Here is a 24,234-nt window from a genome sequence, read left to right on the forward strand (position 1 = left end):
TCGCAGTTCACACTTCTACATAAAATAGATTTGTGAAAATATACAATTTCTTTGGTTCCTAAATTAGTATCCTTGAACTTTGCTGAACCTAACACACCCCCGTTGTTCAAAGGAATTGCTCTTTTTACACCAGGGGGAGATTTAATTTACTGTATCGACCCCACAAAACGGCGTCGGTGGCATCTACATTTGTGTTCGGCTTTACAAGAAATTCTGGGACTCTCAGAACCGCCTCACTTTTTGGTTCCTTGTTATACGGCGACTCTTGACCAATGGCTTGATCCCAATACCCAAGCCGTCAAACAGTCCGCCGAAGCCTATCCTCCGGTCTTGCGTTATCAAACTTTACTCAATGCCGTTTTTGGGACCGATAATTTAGTTTGGCAACCCACCCGAGAACCGGAAGAATTATGCAATCCCCTCGTTATTTCTACTTATTATCCACAATTTCCGCAACTGTGGGAAAATCACGACCTGGTTGTACAGTTTCAACAAATGGATACTCAACTTGATGCTGATAGACGACAAGTCACTTCGACATTGCGATCGCAAAGTTTAGGTTTCGATCAGTCTCTAGAACCGAACTCGCCGGAAACCGCCGGATATGTTCTGCGTTTGTTTGTTTCCGGTCACAGTTTGGCGACGGAACGAACCCTCGCCACCCTTCATCAACTGTTAGAGCGATCGGTTAATCATCCTTACACGCTGAAAGTGATTGATGTTTTAAAACATCCCGAACAGGCTGAAGCGGATCAAATTTCTGCGACTCCCACTTTAATTAAAGTCTGGCCGAAACCGATCCGGCGTATTGTCGGAGAATTAAACGATGTTGAAATGATTTTACGGTTGCTCGGAACCCTCGAAGATTAACCTAACTTAATTGTACCACCGCCTGATTATTCAGTAAAGTTTCATTGGTGAGTAAATCTTCAACGGTGATTCGCAAAAAGCGCTTTTCATCGACTTGAAATAACACTTTAATTCGATCATTTCCCGGATATCCGGGGGGATTTAATCGGGCAATACTCCGACCTTCAGAGGTATCATTTAAGGGCTGTACGGCGGTTTTTCCGGCCGCTAAACTGCGGGTAACTAAGCGATCGCCATCAAAAAAGACTTCCGTCCCTCCCGTATCGGCGCCCAATTCTCCGATGACCAATTCAATACTGGGCTGATTTTCCAAAGAAGCGCCCAAAACCAATTCTATAGGTTCGCTCATCGGATAAGGTTGACCGGACTTAATAATCGAATGCCAAGCGTGACAACTTTCCCGACGATTCCAATAGCGAACGCCATAACTATGGTAGAGGAAATCTTCAATTTTTGTTCCCAGACTCAACTGTAAAGCCCCCTGAGAAATCGCTTCAAACGGCTTATTCGAGCGAATCTTTGCGGGTTCAAAATATTGTTGAATCCAGGTTTGAACGGCGGGAATTTGTGTGGTTCCCCCGACTAATAAAACCCCGCTAATATTATCTTTTTCAACCCCCTGACGTCGGGCTTGCTGTAAGACTTGGTTGAGGGAGCGATCTAGACTTTCAAAAAACTGATGTTGACTGAGAATTTCCTCAAAGCGATCGCGGGTCAAGTCTAATTCATAACTGTCGAAGGTTTCATCATTAAAATACACTTCGCTCGCTTGAGTTTGTAAGGAAAGCTGAATTTTCAACCGTTCAACCAAACGGGCGGTCAGAGGATTTTTAACCAATCCCTGAGTTTCGGCGAAATAATCCATCAACCAATTATCAATATCTGAACCGCCCAAATTTTGACCCGCTTTTGCCAAAACTCGCGCCGTTTTTGGCTTTTGTCCGGAAGATTCGGCAAAGGATTTTTGCCCCCATTTGAGAACAAATCCGAGGGGTTTTTTTTGTACCGTATTATCGAGTCGAACCAAAGATAAATCCAGAGTTCCGCCGCCAAAATCAATCACCAATAACAGATCTTGTTCCGTCAGTCCGTAGCCCAAAGCCGCAGCCGTCGGTTCATCCAACATTCGCACCTGTTCGACATTGAGAGACTGACACACCGACCCCAACCAGTGGCGGTAAGCTTCAAAACTGTCCACCGGCACCGTAAACACCAGAGAGTCCACCGGAAGGGGAACCTCTCGCACCGCTTCGACGACTTGGGTGAGAAACCATTCTCCGACCCGTTCAAAGGTGATCGCTTGACCATCAAGTTCGGGGAGAAACCCCTGAATGTCGCTACCAATTCCCCGTTTAAAATTGCGAAAAAAGCGGCGATCGCTACTTACATCATAGCCTTGATCGCGTACTTGCTGACCCAAAACGACTCGATCGGTGGTGGCGTCTTGGACATAGACTAAACTGGGAATGAGCGGAGGGTTTTGAGGGGAGATCCAGCTAAGTCCCGGAAGTTTTAGGGTTTCGGGCTGTTGTGTGGCCGGATTCCAACGGGATACAACGGTATTGCTTGTACCAAAATCAATCGCGATTGTCATTCAGTCTGATTCTAAAACAAGTCTAAATTTTATGATACTTGCTCAAGGGTCATGTTGAACTGCCGACATCGGAGGCTGAAAGTTAACATCTCTAAGCTAGTCGTGATCGGTTTATATGATAACTGTTACGCATCTAGGTTATATTATCACAAATTTCTCACAGCGGACACCGATCGCCGGACGGCCCCCGACCGAATCGAGTTGAAATCTCCAACGGCTTATCCTGACTTTTTCTGAACTTTTTCTGACATAACTTGACTATAATTTAGGATTAAAATCGCTTATTTCTTCTTTTAAAAAAGGATCGCCTGACTTTTTTGAGCTTTTTAAAACTCAAGGTTGGAGAGCCGGAAAAACAATGATTTCTGGCAGATTAACTCTAGCTTGTGTGAAAGTTTGTTAAAATTGGTATAATTTGATTTTTTTTTTAATATCTTTGAATAAGAGAATTTAGATAAAAAAATTTTAAAAGAGAGGATACGATGTATTCAGGGAATCAAACAAAAAAATTGGAAAATCAGGTCTCTAAGCTGAGTGACGAGGTAGAAAAGCTACGATCTGAGAAAGAAAAACTTCTGGATTGTTTGGCCTTAAATCTAGAACGGCAACTGCAAGAATATATGGTGACACTTCAGTTACAATCTCAGCGGAATCATCTATTATCTTCCGTATCTTTACGGATTCGTCAATCATTAAATCTCCGTGAAAACTTGCAGACAACCGTGGATGAAGTGCGACATTTTTTCAAAAACGAACGGGTGATCATCTACCATTTTCAAGGGGAGAGCGGGGGAGAAGTGTGGGTAGAATCCGTAGAAACACGGAGATGGTCGTTACAGGGGAAACCGGTACAAGATCCCTGCTTTGCGAATCGAAAAGAACTATTTGAGCGTCCCGAGAGTTTTCATGTATTTGAAGATCGAGAAAAAGCCAATTTAATCCCCTGCTACGCCGAATTTTTAGCCCAGTTAGAAGTGCGGGCGAATTTAGTTGTACCGATTTTACTGACCGACAGATCCGTAACCGGTTCTCGCGCTCCATCGCCCAATAAATTGTGGGGATTATTAATCGCTCAAAACTGCTCAAAACCGAGACATTGGTACAATTGGGAAATCGAATTTTTACAACAATTGGCGATTCAAATTTCGATTGCAATTCAACAAAGTTATTTGGGAAATCGCCTACAAAACGAATTAGTTGAACGAGAAAAAGCCGAACTCGATCTGCGAACGGCTAAAATAAATTTAGAAGTGAAAGTTCGAGAGCGAACCCTCGCTTTAGAACAGACAAACTTGCGTTTACAGCGAGAAATTTGGGAGCGACAACAGCGAGAAATTCGACTCAGATTGTTAGAACGTGCGATCGCATCTAGCCCCAATGGAATTATGATGAGCGATCCGACCCAAACCGAAAACCCAATTATTTATGTAAATTCTGGCTTTGAAGAGATGACCGGTTATTGCGCGGCGGAAGTGATTGGAAAAAATCACCGTTTTTTGTATCGGGATGATATTAATCAACCGGGTTTACAAGAAATAGAAACCGCATTAAGAGAAGAAAGAAGTTGTTCCGTGATTGTCCGAAATTATCGCAAAGACGGAACGTTATTTTGGAAAGAAGTCACAATTTCCCCGGTGCGAGATTCCGAAGGGCGACTGACCCATTATGTGAGTATTCAAACCGATATTAGCGAACGAATTCAAGCCCAACAAGAGCGAGACTGTTTTTTTAATTTATCTTGTGATTTGCTCTGCGTTGCCAATTTTGAGGGGTATTTTGTGCGGGTAAATCCCGCTTGGAAACTCGCGCTCGGTTATACAGAAGAACACCTAAAAAAACAAGCTTTTATTGAGTTTGTTCACCCCGAAGATCGCGATCGCACGAAAGCGGAACTGGAACGATTAAAAACGGGAATTAACTCCTTAGAATTTGAAAATCGTTATCGGTGTAAAGACGGTACTTATCGCTGGTTGTTGTGGACGGCGACGCCGGTTGTCGAACAAAATCGGATTTATGCTGTGGCGCGAGATATTACCCAACGCAAACAAGCAGAAGTAGAAATTCGCGAGAGTGAAGAACGGTTTCGCACGGTTGCTAACTTCACCTATGATTGGGAATATTGGATCGATCCTCTGGGAAACTTTTTGTATGTTTCTCCTTCTTGCGAACGAATTACCGGATATTCTCCCGAAGAATTTATCCGCAACCCGCAATTATTAATCGCCATTGCTCATCTTGAAGATCGACCAAGAATTTTAGAATATTTGCAGGAGGGTTTACAGGAGAATAAACCTTATTTTATAGATTTTCGGATTATTACCCGTACAGGAGAAACACGCTGGATTTCTCATCAATGTCAATCGGTTTATAGTAGTGATGGACGTTGCTTAGGACGACGGGTGAGCAATCGTGATATTAGCGAACAAAAACGGATAGAACAAGCTTTACGGGAAAGTGAAGAACGCTATCGTCGTTTCATTGAAACGACAATTGATGGCGTTTGGGTGATTGATGCGGCGAATAAAACCACCTTTGTTAATGAACAAATGGCGGGGATGCTTGGCTGTCGGGTAGAAGAAATGATGGGAAAATCGATGTTTGAATTTATCGATCCCGAACACTGGCAAATTGCGGCGGCTAGTTTTGAACGTCGGCGTTTGGGAATTTGTGAACAACATGATTTTAAGTTTCACCGTAAAACCGGGGAAATTGTTTGGACATCTGTTTCTACCGCACCGATTTTTGATAGTTTTGATCAATATATTGGTGCTTTTGCGATGGTTACTAATATTACCAAACGCAAAGAAATAGAGGAAGCATTGCGGGAGAGTGAAGAACGATTTCGATTGATGGCTGATTATGCTCCGGTGTTAATTTGGATTGCGGGAAATGATGGGCTGCGTTACTTTTTTAATCAAAGTTGGTTATCTTTTACCGGAGGAACTTTAGAAGAAGAAGTGGGGAATGGTTGGATTGAAAATATTCATCCCGAAGATCAAGAAGGGTTTTTACAAGTTTATCGGCGGAAATTTCAAATTCGGGAACAGTTTTCGATAGAATATCGCTTAAAACGTGCCGATGGGGAATATCGGTGGTTGTTAGATACGGGAATACCGCAATGGACGAAAAATCGTGAATTTTCAGGTTATATTGGTTCCTGCGTTGATATTACCGATAGTAAAAAAACCCGCGAACAGTTGCGCCAAATTAACGAGCAGTTAAGGGATGGTATTAATGCTTTAGAACAGCGCCATCAAGAGATGGTTTTGTTGGGCGAGATGAATAGTTTTTTGCAAGCTTCTAGTTCCTTACAAGAAGCTTATCAGATGTTGGCGGATTTGCTCAAACCTTTATTTCCTCACTGTGGGGGAGGGGTTTTTCTGTTAACGGAGTCGGAAAATTCTCTGACGGCGATCGCCACTTGGGGGGAAGATTTGAAGACAAAAACTGTCTTTCGACTCGATGAATGTTGGGCGTTGCGACGGGGAAGTATTCATTGGGTAGATGCTAATTCTCCCCATTTATTTTGTCAACATACTTCTTCGGAGAATGGTTTACCCGCAGAGTCATTATGTGTACCGATGATGGCTCAAGGAAATACGTTAGGACTGCTTCATATTGCGGCTTTAACTTCGGGACAATTGACCCCGGCTAAACGACAACTGGCCCGTACTGTTGCCGAACATTTAGCGGTTGCTTTGGCGAATGTTAAACTACAAGAAACCTTGAAAACCCAAAGTATACAAGATTCGCTCACGGGACTGTTCAACCGTCGTTATTTAGAAGAATCTTTAGAGCGAGAAATTCACCGGGCCAGACGAAAAAACTATTCTGTAGGAATTATTATGCTGGATATCGATCATTTTAAACAGTTTAACGATGATTTCGGACATGATGCGGGTGATGAAGTTCTCAAAACCGTTGCTCAGTTACTTAAAAATAATATAAGGGGTTCTGATGTTGCTTGTCGTTACGGAGGGGAAGAATTAACGTTGATTTTACCGGAGGCTTCTCTGGATGATACCCAAACCAGAGCCGAAGAAATTCGTCATAGTATTGAGCGTTTAAAATTAAATCATGGCGATCAATCTTTAGGCTCAATTACTGCTTCTTTTGGTGTGGCTTGTTTCCCCCAACATGGAAAAACGTTAGAAGCGGTTCTACGGATAGCAGATACGGCTCTTTACCAAGCAAAAGCTTTGGGGCGAAACCGAGTTTTTTCGGCTTGAGACGCAACCGGAAATTTACACCTCAATTTTGACCAGTCTTTACAGTTTACAGGGAACAATAAACAGTTTATTCCCAACTCTCAACTCCGGGGCGAGTTTATATCAGTTTTCGGCAAGGAGTTGATCAATTAATTTAGAACCCGCCCCTACAAATTAACCCTCTGACTAGCGAATTTGTTGATTAAACTAATTTCAGATAACCGGCTATAAATTCTCGGATATATTGAGCGACGACATCGGGAAGTTCTTCGGGTAAATTCTCGCCACCGGGTTTAACAAATTGTAAATCAGCCATCGGTGCGAGAACCGAATAAGATTCACTCATTGATAAGGCGATGGGTTGGTCGTGAGTTCCTTGTAAAATCAGTACAGGCGCTCTGAGAACCGATAAACGTTCATCTAATAATTCCGAACGATATTCTGCCCACCGCCGTTTAAACAGCAGTCGAGAAGCGCCGATATAATTGAGCATTTGTTGTCTGTGTTGTAGCGTTTGTTTGACTTTTTTTCGTTGTCGAAATAAAGGGGAAAAGGGATAAAAGAGCTTTAAAATTAAATGTAATGGGGCGGGCGGATGAGCTAACCACCGTCGCCAACGCCAACGTCCTTCTTGGTGGCTCGCCTTGACACCTTCTGGAGAAATTAAAACTAAACGTCGCACTCGTTCGGGATATTTTAGGGCAAAACTTGCGGCGATCCATCCTCCTAAAGAATGACCCACCAAACAAACTTCTTCTAACTTTAATAGGTTCAGATATTCTGCTAAAAGATCGACCATTAAATCAATCGAGTAATGAATGTTGGGAGAGTCGGATTCTCCACATCCTAATAAATCCGGCGCAAAGCAACGATATTCCCCACACAAATGCTGAAAAATAGGCAACCACTGACTGCTACTGTGCCAATCTCCATGTAAGAAGACGAGATTGAGGTCGGATTGACCGACTTCACGCCAGAAAATTTGACCCTGAGACAATTTGACGCGAGAATGATGAATCTGTTCAAACATCGTTACAATTTTATTTAAGGGGTTGAATAAGTTAAGACTGAAAATCAGTCTGGGGGGTGTTTATAACAGAAAAAATCTTAAGATGCTAGAGCGGTTAAACACCCAGAAGAACATGAGCAAAACGGGTCTGTGACGTCTAACTGTTGTTCATGGCTAACCTGTGAAAGTGGTTTGTTCCTTTTTAGCCAATTTTAAAATTGATGTCAATTCAGCTAATATTAACTGAATTTAAGCTGTTATCGGGTTTTTAAGCTAATGTAGTGCGACCTTCTAAATAATCTTGAATTTGGCGGGCGTAGTCATGGCTGAGGTTATCTTTACTGGGAATGGACTCCCGACTAAACGCTTTAACTTCGCTAATTTCCAGTTCATCCTGAATTTTAACCGTGCCTTGAACCTCGGCTTCGACTAAAATACAAATCGAATGAATTCTCGAATCGCGATCGGGTGCCGAATAAACCCCAACTAAACGACCCATCTTAACCAATTCCAGTCCGGTTTCTTCTAAAAGTTCCCGTCGCATGGCGGTTGGTATATCTTCGCCCCAATCTACCATACCTCCGGGTAAAGCCCATTTGCCATTATCGCGACGTCGAACTAAAATAATTTGACCGTCCGGTAAAATGGGGACAACACTAACGCCTGTAACGGGATGACGGAAGATAATTCCCAACACCGTTTGAGCGAACTGCCATAACCGTTTGACAGATTTTAGCAATGTTTTAAACCTCTATTGTTCGGTAAACAGTTTGAGAACTTCAGCCCCATGATCGGCGGGCTTGACTTTACGATAGATCTTAACAATTTTACCCTCTCCATCAATGATAAACGTATGACGGTAAACTCCCATAAACTCTCGACCCATAAATTTTTTTAACCCATAACTGCCATAAAGACTGGCAATTTTTCCGCCTTCGTCACACAATAAGGGAAAGGGAAGCTGATATTTACTGACAAATTTTGTATGAGATTTGGCATCATCTGTACTGACACCCAACACCGCAATATTTTCAGCGAGGTATTGTGCGTAGAGATCCCGAAACCCACAAGCTTCTTTTGTACAGCCAGGAGTGTTATCGCGTGGGTAAAAATACAACACCACAGGTTGTCCGCGAAAATCACTCAAACTCACCGAATTTCCTTCGGTATCGCTTAACGTAAACTCAGGAGCCAGATCGCCAGGGTTCAGAGTCATTGGAGGTGAGAGTTTTAGGATAAGATGATCGATCGAGCATTCATATTATGTCTGATCGTGGCTTTTTTTGCCAAATCCGGAAATATTAGTTCAACGTTGCCTTAAAACGTCTGTAAAATCTTATTTCCTCTGTGATTATCTGTCAATCATTCGGGCATATTCCAAGAGATTAGCGGAGATAAATGTTTCAAGCAACTCGTCGGCGTTTGGCAATTTGGTACACCAGTGTTACCGCTGTTTTGTTAGTATTATTTGTTTGTGCGTTTTTTCTCTATTTTCGCAATACTCTGATTGAACGAATTGATGATACACTCAATCATGTGGTGGAAGTGGTCGAACGAAGTTTGGTGATCGAGTCGGTATTCTCCAAAGAGGGGACGATTTCAGTAAACGGCCAGTTTCAGGTGAATGTAGAAGCGAGTTTTCGCAACAACACCAACGCCACAGATGACGATCGCATTGAGATCGAATGGTTTAGTCCGACGGGGGAGTTGTTGTGGTCTACTTTTTCCGAACCGTTGAATATTCCTTTTCATCTCAACCGCAACGGGGAAACGGTTCGCATTTCCAAGTCGAATCAAACTGAGACTATTCTACTCCGACAAGTCAGCGATCGCATTCAAGTTGGCCGTCAAGTCTTGGGCTATCTTCGTATTTCTCACCCCTGGTTTGAAGTCACAAAACCGACCCGTCAGTTGATGATCGATCTCACTTTGGGGGCGACTGCGGCGGTGATTTCGGTGGGGGCGATCGGTTGGTTTCTCTCGGGTTTGGCGATCGCTCCGGTACGGGAATCCTATCAACGCTTAAAACAGTTTACCGCAGATGCGTCCCACGAATTGCGGAGTCCGGTCGCGACCATTCAAACCAACGTTCAGGTTGCTTTAGCCGAACCGGATCTCAATCCCTGCGAACGCCAACAACTGCAAGTGATCGAACGTTTAACCCGCCGTTTGGGGCGTTTAGTCGATGATTTGCTGTTTCTCGCCCGCAATGATAGCGGAATTGTGCAGTTTCAGTTTGTTTTGGTTCCTTTGGATGCGGTATTAATGGAAGTGGTCGAAGAACAAAATGCGATCGCCGCATCCAAAGGAATTCGCCTAAATCTCGATATTATCGATCCTCAGGTTGTACAAACGGAAACCCCAACGGAAGAAACTGCAAATGCCCAAATCGCTTTGGAAGATTATTTTACCCTAACAGGCGATTGGGATCAATTGGTGCGTTTGTTTACGAATTTAGTCGATAATGCGGTACAACACACTCCAACGGGCGGCGAAGTAACGGTACAATTGCAGTGGATACCGAAAGGAAAACGCCTCTGGTTAACCAAAGGAAGCGATTCTGGAGACAAACAGAATTTTCAATTTGAACAACTGCAAGTTTTAGTGAAAGATACCGGAATTGGAATTCCGACCGAAGCTTTACCGCAAATTTTCGATCGCTTTTATCGGGTCGATCCGTCTCGATCTCATCGGCGTCGGGAAGGAACCGGACTGGGACTGGCGATCGCCCAAGCCATTGTTCAAAACCATCAAGGTCAAATTCGAGTTGAGAGTCAACTGAATAAAGGAACAACGATTACCGTTATTTTACCCGTTCATCGGGGAGAATCAGGAAAATAACCCCGATTCCACTAAAGTTTTCCATAGTAGGTCGTGTGAAACAAGCGAAATACAGCCACGATCTTTTGATTGGATGAAAGCTCACATTTGACGGACTGTCGTTTGAAGTCTGGACTTGAGGGTGATAATATCGCTTCGCCGTCTTGAGCTTGTGTAAAAAATCACACCTATGGATAACACTTTTCTCCATGATGTCTTTACCCCATTTGAGGAAACCCTGACCCCATCAACCATCGCGTTCGCTGTCGAATTTGTAGGCGTTGGTAGCAGTCCTCTTTTTATCGATTCGGGAGACATCAATGGTGATGGTGCTTTAGATCTCGCTGTTGCTAATATCGATAGTGAATTCATTAGCGTACTGTTTGGCGATGGTCAGGGTAGATTTGATAATCGCAATGACATGATTGTTGGTAGTAATACCTCATCAGTGGCAATTGAGGATTTTAACAGTGATGGAGTGCTAGATATTGCTGCTCTTGCTCTTGCTGATGCGAATAGCCTTCTGATCATGTTGGGTGATGGTTTGGGAGACTTTGGAGACCCCCTGGTTGCTGAGGTCGGTGCATTTCCCATCGCAATGACAGTGGGCGACTTTAATGGAGATGGTAGCCTCGATTTAGCAACGGCTAACTTTGGGGACAATACGGCTTCTGTATCGTTAAATGATGGCAACGGTAACTTTGGGAATCGTTTGGATTTGGGCGTTCAAGAAGGTCCTTTTGCGATTGCTGCGGCTGACTTTAATCTTGATGGGTTCTCGGACTTAGCCGTTGCTAATGCTCTAAGCGACACGGTTTCCATATTCTTAGCCGATGGAGTAGGTGGGTTTGGGGAACGTACCGATTTAGTAGTTGGCGATCGCCCTGATACAATGACAACGGGAGATTTTGATCAAAATGGTACGATTGATTTGGCGGTCGGCAATGCTGACAATAAGTCCATTTCAATTCTGTTAGGAACGGGAACAGGAAGCTTTGGTGAACGTAGCGATTTTGCGGTCGGTGATCTCCCTGCTGGCTTAGTCGCAACAGATTTGAATGGGGACGGCATCTTAGATCTAGCATCAGCGAACTTCCTGAGTGAGGATGTTAGCGTTTTACTCGGAGAAGGCAATGGTCGCTTTGGGAATCGTTTGGATATTTCGACGGGTTTTGCTCCTAGAGCGATTACTGCGGGTGATTTTGATGGCAACGGCTTGATTGATTTAGCATCAGTCAACTTCGACGGAGATGACTTCTCCTTGTTATTCAATACCCCTCCTCAATCGTTGATGGGTGGGGACGATCAAGATGTACTGATTGGAAATGTAAATAGCGACACGATCGCAGGTGGCTTGGAAGATGATACTATCTTGGGGAATCAAGGTGATGATGCCTTGGCAGGTGAGGATGGCAATGATTTTCTATTTGGGGGCAAAGGTGCGGATAATTTAATTGGAGGAGCAGGTGGTGATAACATTCGTGGAGATCTGGGTAACGACCAACTAGACGGTGGAGATGGTGAGGACTCATTATCAGGTGGCGATGGTAATGATAATTTAATTGGAGGAGCAGGTGACGATTTTTTGATAGGAGGAGAGGGAAATGATACGTTTGTGATTGGTGTAGGAACGGGAAATGATTTTATTCGAGATTTTCGGATTGAAGAAGATGTGATTGGATTAGCAAACGGTTTGCAATTCAGTGAGTTGACCCTCAATACGGGTAATATTTCCGTAGGTGATGAGATTCTAACCCGCTTTGTGAATTTTGATGCCACGACGTTAAGTGCGGTTAACTTTATAGCGATTCAATAGGGTTCAAAACGGTAAGGGGAAGTTTCCTCACCTCCTGGGGTTGGTGATGGAAACTCCGTCTATCTTGGTAGAAGCCGGATTTATTCATCCTCAGCTACGAATCAATCAAAACCCGCTTCAGATTTGATGATTGCTGATTGGCTTCGGGGAAATTTCTGTTAAAAGAAATCAAACGCTAACGCCTTGACACTGAGGACAGTTACAACCCGAGTAGGTATTGTTGTGTTGAGAGGAGTCCGTTTGAGCGACTAAGGGGTTGTTTGTCGAAGCTGTAGAGGCGATCCACTGTTGACTCAACTCAGCAGACATTTGGTTGAGACTGACAACCGGGGTGGTGTTTTGCTGTTCAACCGGGTTGGAGTGAGAAGTCGGGAGGAGTTGAGCGATTAAACGGGGAGTCTGTTGTAAACCTAGCACCATCTGGGCGATCGCCACAACAGAAGTCAAAATTACCGTTAATGTCAAAGCCAAGATGCGGGGGAGTTTTAGGAGTTTCATAAACCAGATAAGAGTCTGATGTGTTTATTAATTGGTTTTCTTTTCCCAGGATAGCTTCTCAGGAGCCTGAGTAGAACAAACTCAAAAAATGAATTTGAACCGCTCGGTTGAAGCTACGTCCATTACACTGGATAACATCTGATCGAGAAATGTTTCTTGATTCCAATGAGTAGGGGAGTAGATCTAGATGATTCGATTCAATCTATTGTCTCAAAGTTCCGTCCGATTGTGGGGTTTGCTCTGTGGTAGTCTTTTGATGGGGTTCAGTGCGATCGCGATCGCAGGAGGTCCGCCACCTCAACAGGGAAAACCGGCTATTGTTGAACCGCAGGAGGAAGAAGAAACCGACGAGGAAACCGACGACGAGGAAATGGAGGAACAAGCGACTCCACAGGCGCCGACGACCACTCCGGTACAACGTCTGCGCGATGATCAACAACGACCCCAAAGTTCCGAACCCCCCCCTCGCTTTCCCGAACCGAGTGCTATTCTTTCATTGAATGGTCGTCAGTCGGTGAATATCAGGTTGGTGAATACGACCAATGGGGAGATCACTTATCAAGTCATCGAAGGAACCGGAGAACGAACTTTAGGGGCGAATTCTCAGGTAGAATTGCAAGGATTACCGATTCCGCTCAATTTAACTTATCGGCGTCAGGATGGCGGATTGTTATTGGTTGTTCCCGAAGCCGTTGAACCGGGGGTTTTAGAAGTTCGTTTTCAACCGACGGGAAGTTTCTTTCTCGATACCAAATCCCTGAATATTACGGGAACGGGTTCGGTTTTCTTGAACTAAGATTTCAAGTTCTGCTCTATCGTTTTCGTCCATATTGTTAGAGATTTTTTCTCGTTTTCATTCGCTCCTCACCTTTCTTTTTCTTTTAACCTCACGGTTTAAGAAACCCTCCAATCTCAATAGACCATCATCTTGACATGACAACCGAGCATCTGTTCTTAGGGTCAGGGTTCGCCAAAGAAGCATCTCCGCAATTCTTGCTCGGGGTTGAACTTGACACGCATAGGAGTTCTGTAGGCGCATAAATTAACAACAAAATTTGAAATATAGCACCGATTTTTCCAAGCTTGAAACTCGGGTAAATTGGCTGTTAATTAATTATAATAGATCCAAAATCGACCGTCTTCCCAGCCGAATATAAAGTGTTGTAATCTATGAATAAGATAGCGTTTTCAGAAGGGGATCACAGCAAAGGATTTTTTTGTCAATTTAAACAAACCAGTATTGTTCATAAAATTTACGGGGGATATACGATTTCTCTCGGTATTGCTGTTTTCGGAGTATTGATGGGTTTGGTGTTTGGAAATCACTATCATCAAACCGCCAAAGAACAACTCAAACTCGCTCGCACTCAAGGTTCACTCTTGGGGAAATTGCAATTGGTAGCGGTTAATTTTCGACCCGAGCAAGAATTTATTCCCGTGTTAAAAGATAAGGTTTTATTTCGTCAAGCTGAAGTCGATTTTGAAGATAGAGTTGTGGAAATGAAAGAGATACTGAATGAACTACAAGCCACAACATCTTTAAATAAGCTCACTCCAATGCAACCTTTTTTAGAAGTTTATGAACAGGTGTTAGAGGACTATGCTCAACGTCAGCGAATGATTTTGAAGTTACTCCCCAAAGACCGGGAAGAAGAAGCGTATTTATTGCGTACAGAAAGACAAATTAACCGATTTTTAAATAGTTCTCCTGCGGTGAATTTTAACCGTTATACCGACGAACTTAAGATTTTAATTGAATCTTCAGAAAAGCAAATTGAACAGGCTGAAAAAGACTTAGTAAAAGCAGAAAAGTTTAGAACGGGGGTAATTTTAGGAAGTTTATTACTGTCAATTCTAATTGCAACAATTTTAGCCTATTATACCGCTCGAAGTATTGCTCGTCCCATTCAAAAAGTGACCGAAGTCGCCCAAACGGTAACGGGTACTGAAGATTTTGATTTACGAGTTCCGGTGAACAGTACCGACGAGGTGGGTGTATTGGCGATTTCAATTAATCAATTAATCGAATGGGTTGAACAATATACTTGCGAATTAAATGAAACTCAAACCCAACTGATTCAAACTGAAAAAATGTCGAGTTTGGGTCAAATGGTGGCGGGAATCGCCCACGAAATTAACAATCCAATTAGTTTTATTCACGGGAACTTGAATCATCTGGAATCCTACGCAAAAGAACTTTTAAATTTGGTTGCATTTTTTCAAAAAAATGGTGAAAAATTATCGCCAGAAATGATTGAAATTATTGAAGAAAGCGACATCGATTTTATTAGCAAAGATTTTCCCAAAATCTTACAATCAATGCAAATGGGAACCGACCGAATTTGTGAGATTGTTCTGTCGTTGCGAAATTTTTCCCGTTTGGATGAAGCCCAGGTCAAAGCTTGTGATTTACACGAAGGAATAGAAAGTACATTGTTGCTGTTAAATCACCGCCTCCAGTCTAAAGTTCACGTCATTAAAAACTATGGTAATATTCCGCCGGTTGACTGTCATCCCGCTCAAATTAACCAAGTGTTTATGAATATTCTCAGCAATGCAATTGATGCGTTACTGGAACAAGAAAACCAATCCCTGCAAAAAATTATAATTACCACAGAAACTCAAGATGAACAAGTTAATATTCGTATCAAAGATAATGCGGGAGGAATTCCCCCAGAACTTTTAGGGAAACTGTTCGACCCATTTTTTACCACTAAACCCGTCGGGAAAGGTACCGGACTCGGTTTGGCGATATCTTACAAAATTATTGAAAAACATCAAGGTAATATTCAGGTGAATTCATCTCAAGGCGAAGGAACCGAATTTATCATTACTCTACCGATTCAAAGTTCAATTGAGAGCGAAATACAAGATTCACTGATTTGATTAACTCATCTCTAATAATACCTTCATTACGCCTTTTTGTTGAGCGTGTTTAAACGCTTGTAAACCTTCACTCAGGGGATAACGGGCTTGAATGAGCGACCCGACATCTATTTTATTTTCAGCTAATAATTCCAAAGCCGGCGCAAAGGGGCCACAACGGGAACCAATTAAGGTAATTTCATCAACAACCAACGCCGACGCATCAAAGGTTAATTTTCCCGCGTAGGTACTTTTTAACACCAAAATTCCCCGAGGACGCAAAGCTTGATGGGCGAGTTCAAAGCCGCTTGGGTTTCCCGTACATTCAACCGCCACATCGAAACTTTTGAGTTTAACTGCGTCTGCAAAACCCGTTTTTATTCCCCGTTTTTCTAAGTTTTCTAACTTCTCCCGATGACGACCGACCGCCAATAAATCGCACCCGGTTAATGCCAAAGTTTGGGCAATTAATTGACCGAGTTTACCATCTCCAACTACTAAAACTTTTTGAGTGGGTTGGATAGAAATTTGTTGCTGAATTTCCAACGCTGCGGCGATAGGTTCGGTAAAAGTCGCCGCATCTGTGGGAACATTTTCGGGGACTAAATGCAGGTTTTTTAAGGGTAAGGTGAGATAGTCCGCAAAGGCACCATTGCGGTTAACAATTCCTAAAACCGTGCGATTTTCACAGTGGGTTGGTTGTCCGGTGCGACAAAACCAACATTCTCCACAACTGGCGTTAATTTCGCCGACGACTCGTTGATTGATGAATTCTTCAGGCCCCCGTTCAATTATCCCCACAAATTCGTGACCCAAAATTCCCGTGTAAGGGTAGTATCCGCGAATTAATTCTAAGTCTGTATTGCAAATTCCCGCTTGTAAAACCCGCACTCTCACCTCACCGTTTGGAGGTTCGGGAACGGGAAGATTATCGCGAAATTGGAGTTGCTGATTTTCGAGCCAAAGTCCTCTCATGGGATTTTTTGAAGTCAACACTATTATTATCAGGCATGGGGGAAATTATAGCAAGTTTACTCTTAACTTCCTAACATTTGTAACTTGTACAAACGAGCATAAACCCCCTGACGTTCGATTAATTCTTCGTGACTGCCAAATTCGACCAATTCGCCCCCTTTTAACACCAAAATTTTATCTACATTTTTAATGGTTGAAAGGCGGTGAGCGATAATAATAGCGGTGCGTTCTTCTAAAAGCCGTTCTAATGCTTCTTGAATTAACGCTTCGGTAATTACGTCTAAATTGGCTGTGGCTTCATCGAGAACCAATATTTTCGGGTTGCGAATGGCGACTCTAGCAAAGGCGAGTAACTGTTTTTGACCACTCGAAAGGTTGGTTCCTCGTTCTCGGAGTTCGGTGTCATAACCTTGGGGTAATTTTTCAATGAAAGATGCAATATTGGTTTTTTCTGCGACGATTCTAATTTCATCCATTGTGTAGGTTTCACCCAAAGAAATGTTACTTTTAACATCTCCGGCGAAGATAAAACCGTCTTGCAAAATCACTCCAATATGACGGCGAAGTTCGGCTTGGGCTAAATCTCGAATATCAATTCCATCGACTAAAATTCGGCCTTGGTTGGGTTCGTACAAGCGACAAAGTAAACGAATCACCGAACTTTTTCCGGCACCCGTCGGCCCAACTAAGGCAACTTTTTCTCCGGGATGAATCGTAAAATTGAGATCTTTTAAAACATTCTCACCTTGTTTGTAGGCAAAATAAATATTTTCAAATCTAATTTCTCCGGTTGATTGAGTTTTCTGGGGGGTAAAATATTGACGGTGATGTTCTTCGGGGTCGCGAATTTCTACGGATTCACTGAGGAGATTATTGATCCGTTCAATTGCAGTTAATCCGGCTTGAATGGCTGTAAATTTATCAGCAAATTGTCGCAGCGGATCGAACAAACGTTGAGCAAAAAGGATAAACGAAGAAAGCACCCCAAAGCTGAGAGTTCCTCCCACAACTTGCTGACCTCCAAACCATAAAACCGCACCAATAGCCACCAAAGCAATCCATTCTAAGGTCGCAGATACGGCCGAGTCATAAAAGATAGTTTTATCGACGGCTTTGATATAACGATTGTTGTTGGAACGAAACAAATCGGCATTAAATTCTTCCCGACGAAAGAGTTGAACGACGTTAATTCCGGTGAGGTTTTCTTGCAGTTTTGAGTTCAGATTTGAGAGTTCTTCTCGGGCTTTGTAGTTGGCGACTCGATATTGTTGTTGAAAATAAACAATCACCGCCGTCACCGGGAAAATAGATAAAACCAGCATTAAAGCGAGTTTCCATTGCAGGGTAAACATGGTCACGGCGATGACTCCAATGGAAAATAAATCGCTAATAATACCAATCGCGCCCGTTGAAAACACATCCCCCAACGCATCAATATCGCTGGTCAGACGAGTAATTAATTTTCCAACAGGAGTTCGGTCAAAAAAACGGACGGCTAATGAGGTCACATGATGGAATAAATCATTGCGAATATCTGCGGTAATTTTTTGCCCGACTTTTTGAACTAAAAACCCCTGTCCGGCTTGTACAATAAAGCGTATAATGATAGTTAGTAACAACAACCAAGCCAGAAGATTTAACCCCTCAGACTGCGACATTCCCCCCAAAAATTCATAAGTGGGTTCACCTCGAATTAGGGAAATTGTCTGTCCGATCAGAATCGGTTGAATCGCTCCAGAGAGAGACAGAGGAATTAATAGTATCATGGAAATCACGAGGATTCCCCGGCTGCGTTTGGCGTATCCTCCTAAACGGGCTATGAGTTTCCAGTCGGTTTCACGACCGGGTTGATTTTGGCGAGTTTTGCGTTGAGAAAATAGGCTAGTCATTCAAAGATATCGGATCTGTGCTGAGTGTGGAACAGGTTAAACGTTCTTAATGTAGCATTTTTAGCTGAAAATTTCTCTGTAAAGGGAGAGATGTTTGTTAAATTTATAGGTTTGAGGTTGATTTTTAGCGAGAATGGATGATAAGATAATAAGTGATTTGTAAAATTTTAAAAATAATTTTGTTGTTTGATCCGGATGAAAATTAAATTCAAACTAAAAGTTGAGGAAATGGGTTTGTGAAATGATATGATATCCGGTTGATTAATGCGTGTTATGGGGTGGGGCGGGTTTATCTCAATCTCAGAGTAGTCATCAACATCAATGCAGAACCCGCCCCTACGTTTAGGATTATTAATTAGTCGGACATGATCTGATTTTATAAAAAATATCTCAACTCGTTAATAATTAATGAGTTGAGCCTCAACCAAAGTATTAATTGACAAGCAAAAAAAATGGTAAAGTGAGATATTAAACGGCTGCTAAAATTTGCGATCGCACTTTTTCAACGACCGTTTTTAACCCTCCCGTATTGACGCGATAACTCAAGGGATGAACAATTAACTGGGCGGTACTTTCAAACAAAACCTCAATTTCAATTAAACCATTTTGCTTTAACGTGCGACCCGTTGAAACCAAATCAACAATAGCTTCCGACATTCCCGTAATCGGCCCGAGTTCAACTGAACCATAAAGCGGTATAATCTCTACAGGAAGGTCTAAACTCTCAAAATATTCACTCGCACAATGAACAAACTTAGACGCAACTCGACTATGAAGCGGTAACTCAACCGGACTGCGAAAAGGACTCGATTCTTTGACAGCAACCGACATCCGACACTTGCCAAATTTGAGGTCAACTAAACAAGCAACTTGCGGTTTTTTCTCCCGCAAAACATCATAACCAACAATTCCCAACTGGGCTTGACCATATTCGACATAAACGGGAACATCCTGCGCCCGTACCAACAAACCTTTGGCGGTGTGTGTGGGGTCATCAATTTGTAATTGTCGGTTACTTGAATCGAGAAAGGCGCTAAAATCTAATCCAACTTCTTGTAAAAGTTGAATACTGTCTTCTAACAAGGCGCCTTTGGGAAGTGCTACGGTAATCATATCAGTTTGGGTGTAATTTACAGGTGATCGATGGATGTTTTTCCAGAATTCGCAAGATAGAGATATCAAAGCTGAATATCTGTGTTATCAACCATTAGAGTCCGATCAAACATGACGAACAACAACTCACAACCACCTACATAATATGTACCAGATTATGAGCAAACTTACTCTGGTTATCGGGAACAAAAATTATTCTTCTTGGTCGTTGCGGGCTTGGTTAACGATGAAACAAGCCGGACTAGAATTTGCGGAAATTCGGATTCCTCTCGATACGCCAAACTCTCACCGAGATATTCGCCGATATTCTCCATCAGGACAAGTTCCGGTATTGCTGGATGATGATTTAACAGTTTGGGAATCCCTGTCAATTTGTGAATATATTGCGGATAATTTTGCCCCCTATTTGTGGCCGGAAGATAAAAAAGCGAGGGCTGTTGCTCGTTCAGTCAGTCACGAAATGCACGCTAACTTTTTCAATTTACGCTATCAAATGCCGATGGATTGTCGGGGTCGTTATCCCGGCGAGGGAATGAAGCCAGAAGTGCAAGGCGATATTGATCGCGTCTGTACAATTTGGCGAGAATGTCGTCAGAAATACGGTCAAAATGGCGATCTTCTTTTTGGGGAATTTAGCATTGCCGATGCGATGTTTGCTCCGGTGGTTTCTCGGTTTATTACTTATGATGTAAAATTGGGAGCAGTCGAACAAGCTTATGCTGATGCAATCTGGTCTTTACCTGCGATGAATGAATGGGTAAATTCGGCGGCGTTAGAGTCTGAATATTTATATCGACTTCCCCATTCACAAAATTAATTTGAAAACAACATTTCAAATTAACATTTTAAAATATAATTTGAGTGGGAGTTAGCCAGGAATTACTAATCAGAAAGATGCGAATTCTTCTTGTTGATGATGAAGTTGAACTCACCCTTCCTTTGAGTCGGGCTTTAACCCGAGAAGGGTATGCGGTTGATGTGGCTGATGACGGGGCGACCGGGTATGATTTAGCCGCTCAATCTCAGTATGATTTATTAATTTTGGATTGGATGTTACCCCATCATTCGGGGATTGAAATGTGTCAACAATTGCGCTCCCAAAACAACCAAATTCCGATTTTATTTCTAACTGCAAAAGACACATTAAATGACCGTGTAGAAGGACTCGACGCCGGGGCGGATGATTATCTGATCAAACCTTTTGAACTGCGGGAATTATTAGCAAGAGTCCGGGCTTTATTGCGCCGCCCTCCGACTTTAGAATCTCCGGCGTCTACTTCTCGACTGCAAGTTTTTGATTTAGAATTAGATATTGAAAATCAACTGGCTTATCGCAACGGACGCATTATTGAGTTGTCGGAAAAAGAAAGTAAACTGCTGGAATATTTTATGCGCCATTCCGGTCAGTTACTCACCCACCAACAAATTTATCAACATTTGTGGGCGGATTCCGATCAACCCAGTAGTAACGTTTTGGCGGCTCAAATTCGACTCCTCAGGCGCAAAATTGAAGACCCTAACGAGCGACAATTGATTCATTCTGTTTACCGAAAAGGTTATCGGTTTGGAGAATAGAAAATCGGAGATTCAGTTATCTATTCTGCGGGTTTTATCCCTCCAAATAACGCCAATTCTAACACTTTCAAAAAACAATCAACATCAAGAAAACCGATGTCTGTTAACCACTGACATTGCAGTTCAACGGGCGCTAAAATATTCGCGGCTTTATCGGGTCTGTTATAATACTGTTGGGCGATTTCTTCTCTAGATTGAGAATTTCCCCGTTGATGATGATAACGGTAAAGTGAATCAATAAACATCTCATTAAAAACAGATTCACCCAAATTAGAAGCAGATTGAACGTGTTCTAAATTCAGAAAAACCCCTGCGGGTGTTAATAAATTATAAATCTCTTGATAAATTTCTTTTTTCCGAGAATCCGGTTGGTGATGAATGGCAAAACCCGAAACAATTACATCAAATTTACCGAAATCTTGAACGGAATTCACCCAACTTTTTTGACCAAAATCTTCCAAGACAAACTCAATGTTATTTTCGGGGGTTTGCAGCTTATCTTTAACCGCAGAAATCATGGACTCTGAGAAGTCTAAAAACACAATTTTTGCATTCGGATACTGAGTTAAAATCGTCCGCCCGAGTATACCATCGCCACAGCCCAAGTCTAACACGCTGTTAACTTCAGACCGAGCCATTTGAACAATTCTTAATATCATTTGTAACTGTTCATTCGCGAGGGGAATGGCACCCCGAACCCCTTCTAAAAAGGTTTGGGCGAGTTGGGCGGTTTTCCAAACTTCATCGGTTCTTTTCATATTTAGTCCTACAAGTTCTATATTTCTCGTTCCCAGATTAAATTCATTGCCTTTTTTATTATCTCCTCCCGTTGGACAAATTGACTTAATTCTTCAGCTTCATATTTTCCTTCAAAAGCTTCTATCGCCGCTTTTTCCAATGCTAAATCATAAGCATCCTCTAGGGTTGCTGCTAATTCTTCTTCGGTCATATAAGTTCCTTTTGCTTTTTGGCGAGAATTAATGCGTTGAATTTGCTTAACCCAATTGCGAATCGAAAGATTCCAAGACCTGGTGGTGCGGCTTTCAGCAGATTGCTTAATCAGGTGCAAAAGCAAAATAATACCATAACTAAATATTTTATTCAGTTTATCTGATTTGCTCATTTCTTCTAATTCTTCTACAATTAACAGGGCTTCTGTTATATTGCCTTGATGTAGGAGTTCTTTAAGAGTAAGTAGTTCTTCCATTGTGTTAAGTAATTTTCAAATTGACCTAATTTAACTGAGAGTTCGTTGTTGCGCTTTAGCGCAGAAAATTAGGGCTGTAGGCGCTTCGCCTTCTCGTAGAGTAGCCCAACAACTAAGAGCTTTTTAAAGTTATAATAGTAACTTCGGGCGGACAGTTGAATCTTCCCGGTGGATAGGTTCCTAAACCTCTATTCACATACAACAAATTTGACCCCACCTGATGCAAACCTGAAGCCCATTCCCAATGTTTAAACATCTTCTTGCAATTCGATTTTAACGGCACTAAAAACCGCAAACTGGGGGGGAGTTGAGATTGAACTTCTCGCATCCAACCCGGTAACGGCCCGACTCCGGGTAACACAATTTGACCGCCGTGAGTGTGACCAGATAATTGTAAATCAACCCGCCATTTTTTCAACAATTCGGCGGTATCTGGGCTGTGAGATAATACAATTCTGGGTATCATTTGAGCGACCGAATCCATTACCGAATTTGGGTTAAAGTGACCCGAATAAATATCCGGTAATCCAACGATTGCCAACTCCGTTCCTAAGGGATAAACAACTTGATTCGATAAGACTTGAATGCCTATTTTTGTCAATGCTTCTGTAACGATTCCTTGGGAGTAAGGATAATAGTAATCATGGTTTCCCAACACCGCATAAATTCCCGCCCGACTCCGCAACAGTTTTAGATGCCAAACGAGGCGATGAATGGGTTTGGGGTCATCGGTAACGTAGTCGCCTGTCAGCAAAATTAAATGCGGATCGGCTTGATTGGTTTCGGCGATCGCCTCTGCTAATAAGCGATCAGATAGTTTAAACCCATCATAATGCAAATCGCTCAACTGAACCAGTCGAATTCCGTCTAGTGAAGCGGGAAGATTGGCAATTGCCAAAGTCAAGTATTCTACCTGAAGTGAACCTGTAAACAGCCTGTCCATGAATGTTGATATTAACTGAAATAAGGCAAATTCTAGTGTAGCAGTCCGTTTGGCTACCCCTCCAACCCCATAATTATTTTATCGGTTTGAAAGTTTTTCCCTCCTACCTGATAATAACAATAAGTCTGTTTGTTGTAGATTGTAATTAAGGAAAGTTTAACAATGGCTTTAACGGCTTCTACCATGTTGGCGCTGTCCACCCCCGCACCGGATTTTCAACTTCCGGATGTGACCACCGGCGAAACCATCTCTTTAGAAACTTTTGCGGATAAAAAAGCTTTGTTGGTGATGTTTATTTGTCGTCACTGTCCCTTTGTCAAACACGTTCAAAATGAACTGGCAAAAATTGGCAAAGATTACGTTCCCAAAGGTTTGGGAATTGTGGCGATCAGTTCTAATTCTGTACAAACTCACCCCGACGATGCGCCGGATCAATTAAAGGAAATGGCGCAAGAATTGGGCTTTAATTTTCCCTATTGCTACGATGAAACTCAGGAGGTAGCGAAGAAATATACAGCCGCTTGTACGCCCGATTTTTTTGTATTTAATGGCGGTCGCCAATTGGTTTATCGGGGTCAACTTGATGAGAGTCGTCCGAGTAATGATAAACCCGTAACGGGTGAAGATTTACGGGCGGCGTTGGATGCGGTTTTAGATCATCAACCTGTTAGTATGGAGCAGAAACCGAGTATAGGATGTAATATTAAATGGCATCCGGGTTCCGAACCGGAATATTTCGGTTAGATTAAACTCATATGATATCGGGTTGATTAATGGCTTTTATGGGGTGCGGGACGGGTTTAACTCAATCTCGGAGTGGTCGTCAAAATCAATGCTGAACCCGCCCCTACA

Annotated in this window: 20 protein-coding genes; 9 read left to right on the top strand and 11 right to left on the bottom strand. The window is 42.6% G+C overall.

Features of this window, described 5'->3' with window-relative positions; genetic code table 11:
- Positions 1-72 precede the first annotated feature (72 nt).
- Positions 73-870: a circadian clock KaiB family protein gene (locus ACL6C3_RS28840; protein ID WP_413163400.1), complete on the top strand. Its 798-nt coding sequence runs from the start codon at positions 73-75 to the stop codon at positions 868-870.
- Position 871: 1 nt separating this feature from the next.
- Here ACL6C3_RS28840 and ACL6C3_RS28845 read toward each other — a convergent pair whose 3' ends face one another.
- Positions 872-2,464 carry an Hsp70 family protein gene (locus tag ACL6C3_RS28845; protein ID WP_413163401.1) on the bottom strand — a complete coding sequence of 531 codons (1,593 nt, stop codon included), beginning with the start codon at positions 2,462-2,464 and terminating at the stop codon, positions 872-874.
- Positions 2,465-2,946: 482 nt separating this feature from the next.
- On the opposite strand from ACL6C3_RS28845, the gene ACL6C3_RS28850 reads away from it, so the two are divergent.
- Entirely contained in the window at positions 2,947-6,693 is a 3,747-nt protein-coding gene (locus tag ACL6C3_RS28850) for a PAS domain S-box protein (protein WP_413163403.1), read from the top strand.
- 181 nt (positions 6,694-6,874) lie between these two features.
- On the opposite strand, the gene ACL6C3_RS28855 is transcribed toward ACL6C3_RS28850, so the two are convergent.
- The 3 genes from ACL6C3_RS28855 to bcp all read right to left on the bottom strand — a co-directional run bounded on the left by ACL6C3_RS28855 (position 6,875) and on the right by bcp (position 8,897).
- Positions 6,875-7,702 (bottom strand): alpha/beta fold hydrolase, encoded by an 828-nt coding sequence (locus ACL6C3_RS28855; protein WP_413163405.1) that lies wholly within the window; start codon positions 7,700-7,702, stop codon positions 6,875-6,877.
- Positions 7,703-7,949: 247 nt separating this feature from the next.
- Positions 7,950-8,420 carry an NUDIX hydrolase gene (locus ACL6C3_RS28860; RefSeq protein WP_413163406.1) on the bottom strand — a complete coding sequence of 157 codons (471 nt, stop codon included), beginning with the start codon at positions 8,418-8,420 and terminating at the stop codon, positions 7,950-7,952.
- Between the two features lie 12 nt (positions 8,421-8,432).
- Positions 8,433-8,897 carry a thioredoxin-dependent thiol peroxidase gene (gene bcp / locus ACL6C3_RS28865; RefSeq protein WP_413163407.1) on the bottom strand — a complete coding sequence of 155 codons (465 nt, stop codon included), beginning with the start codon at positions 8,895-8,897 and terminating at the stop codon, positions 8,433-8,435.
- Between the two features lie 182 nt (positions 8,898-9,079).
- On the opposite strand from bcp, the gene ACL6C3_RS28870 reads away from it, so the two are divergent.
- Positions 9,080-10,522, top strand: a complete 1,443-nt coding sequence (locus ACL6C3_RS28870) for a sensor histidine kinase (protein ID WP_413163409.1) — start codon at positions 9,080-9,082, stop codon at positions 10,520-10,522.
- Between the two features lie 169 nt (positions 10,523-10,691).
- On the top strand, positions 10,692-12,317 hold the full coding sequence (locus tag ACL6C3_RS28875) for an FG-GAP-like repeat-containing protein (RefSeq protein ID WP_413163410.1): 1,626 nt from the start codon (positions 10,692-10,694) through the stop codon (positions 12,315-12,317).
- A gap of 168 nt (positions 12,318-12,485) precedes the next feature.
- Here the strand turns inward: ACL6C3_RS28875 and ACL6C3_RS28880 are convergent, their stop codons facing one another.
- Entirely contained in the window at positions 12,486-12,815 is a 330-nt protein-coding gene (locus ACL6C3_RS28880) for a hypothetical protein (RefSeq protein WP_413163411.1), read from the bottom strand.
- 187 nt (positions 12,816-13,002) lie between these two features.
- Between ACL6C3_RS28880 and ACL6C3_RS28885 the strand changes: the two genes are divergently transcribed.
- Together ACL6C3_RS28885 and ACL6C3_RS28890 are read left to right on the top strand one after the other, a co-directional pair.
- Positions 13,003-13,611, top strand: a complete 609-nt coding sequence (locus ACL6C3_RS28885) for a hypothetical protein (protein WP_413163412.1) — start codon at positions 13,003-13,005, stop codon at positions 13,609-13,611.
- A 374-nt stretch (positions 13,612-13,985) separates the two neighbouring features.
- Entirely contained in the window at positions 13,986-15,701 is a 1,716-nt protein-coding gene (locus ACL6C3_RS28890) for a sensor histidine kinase (protein ID WP_413163413.1), read from the top strand.
- Here the strand turns inward: ACL6C3_RS28890 and ACL6C3_RS28895 are convergent, their stop codons facing one another.
- The 3 genes from ACL6C3_RS28895 to hisG form a co-directional block, all read right to left on the bottom strand.
- The gene (locus ACL6C3_RS28895; RefSeq protein ID WP_413163415.1) at positions 15,702-16,655 is read right to left on the bottom strand and encodes an MDR/zinc-dependent alcohol dehydrogenase-like family protein; all 954 of its coding nucleotides are present in this window, start codon (positions 16,653-16,655) and stop codon (positions 15,702-15,704) included.
- A 62-nt stretch (positions 16,656-16,717) separates the two neighbouring features.
- A complete protein-coding gene (locus ACL6C3_RS28900; RefSeq protein WP_413163416.1) occupies positions 16,718-18,544 on the bottom strand; it encodes an ABC transporter ATP-binding protein in 1,827 nt (608 codons plus the stop codon).
- Between the two features lie 468 nt (positions 18,545-19,012).
- The gene (hisG, locus tag ACL6C3_RS28905; protein ID WP_413163418.1) at positions 19,013-19,657 is read right to left on the bottom strand and encodes an ATP phosphoribosyltransferase; all 645 of its coding nucleotides are present in this window, start codon (positions 19,655-19,657) and stop codon (positions 19,013-19,015) included.
- A 157-nt stretch (positions 19,658-19,814) separates the two neighbouring features.
- Between hisG and ACL6C3_RS28910 the strand changes: the two genes are divergently transcribed.
- Complete coding sequence (locus ACL6C3_RS28910; protein WP_413163420.1) at positions 19,815-20,474, top strand: glutathione S-transferase family protein; 660 nt, start codon at positions 19,815-19,817, stop codon at positions 20,472-20,474.
- A 77-nt stretch (positions 20,475-20,551) separates the two neighbouring features.
- Entirely contained in the window at positions 20,552-21,232 is a 681-nt protein-coding gene (gene rppA / locus ACL6C3_RS28915; RefSeq protein WP_413163421.1) for a two-component system response regulator RppA, read from the top strand.
- Positions 21,233-21,252: 20 nt separating this feature from the next.
- Here the strand turns inward: rppA and ACL6C3_RS28920 are convergent, their stop codons facing one another.
- The 3 genes from ACL6C3_RS28920 to ACL6C3_RS28930 all read right to left on the bottom strand — a co-directional run bounded on the left by ACL6C3_RS28920 (position 21,253) and on the right by ACL6C3_RS28930 (position 23,382).
- Positions 21,253-21,990: a class I SAM-dependent methyltransferase gene (locus ACL6C3_RS28920; protein WP_413163422.1), complete on the bottom strand. Its 738-nt coding sequence runs from the start codon at positions 21,988-21,990 to the stop codon at positions 21,253-21,255.
- A gap of 17 nt (positions 21,991-22,007) precedes the next feature.
- Positions 22,008-22,439 (bottom strand): DUF29 family protein, encoded by a 432-nt coding sequence (locus ACL6C3_RS28925; RefSeq protein ID WP_413163424.1) that lies wholly within the window; start codon positions 22,437-22,439, stop codon positions 22,008-22,010.
- A 112-nt stretch (positions 22,440-22,551) separates the two neighbouring features.
- Complete coding sequence (locus tag ACL6C3_RS28930; protein ID WP_413163426.1) at positions 22,552-23,382, bottom strand: metallophosphoesterase; 831 nt, start codon at positions 23,380-23,382, stop codon at positions 22,552-22,554.
- A gap of 162 nt (positions 23,383-23,544) precedes the next feature.
- On the opposite strand from ACL6C3_RS28930, the gene ACL6C3_RS28935 reads away from it, so the two are divergent.
- On the top strand, positions 23,545-24,126 hold the full coding sequence (locus ACL6C3_RS28935; RefSeq protein ID WP_413163428.1) for a thioredoxin family protein: 582 nt from the start codon (positions 23,545-23,547) through the stop codon (positions 24,124-24,126).
- Positions 24,127-24,234 lie beyond the last annotated feature (108 nt).

It is taken from the genome of Capilliphycus salinus ALCB114379, from assembly GCF_047276495.1.
In the GTDB taxonomy this organism is placed as follows: Bacteria; Cyanobacteriota; Cyanobacteriia; order Cyanobacteriales; family Microcoleaceae; genus Capilliphycus; species Capilliphycus salinus.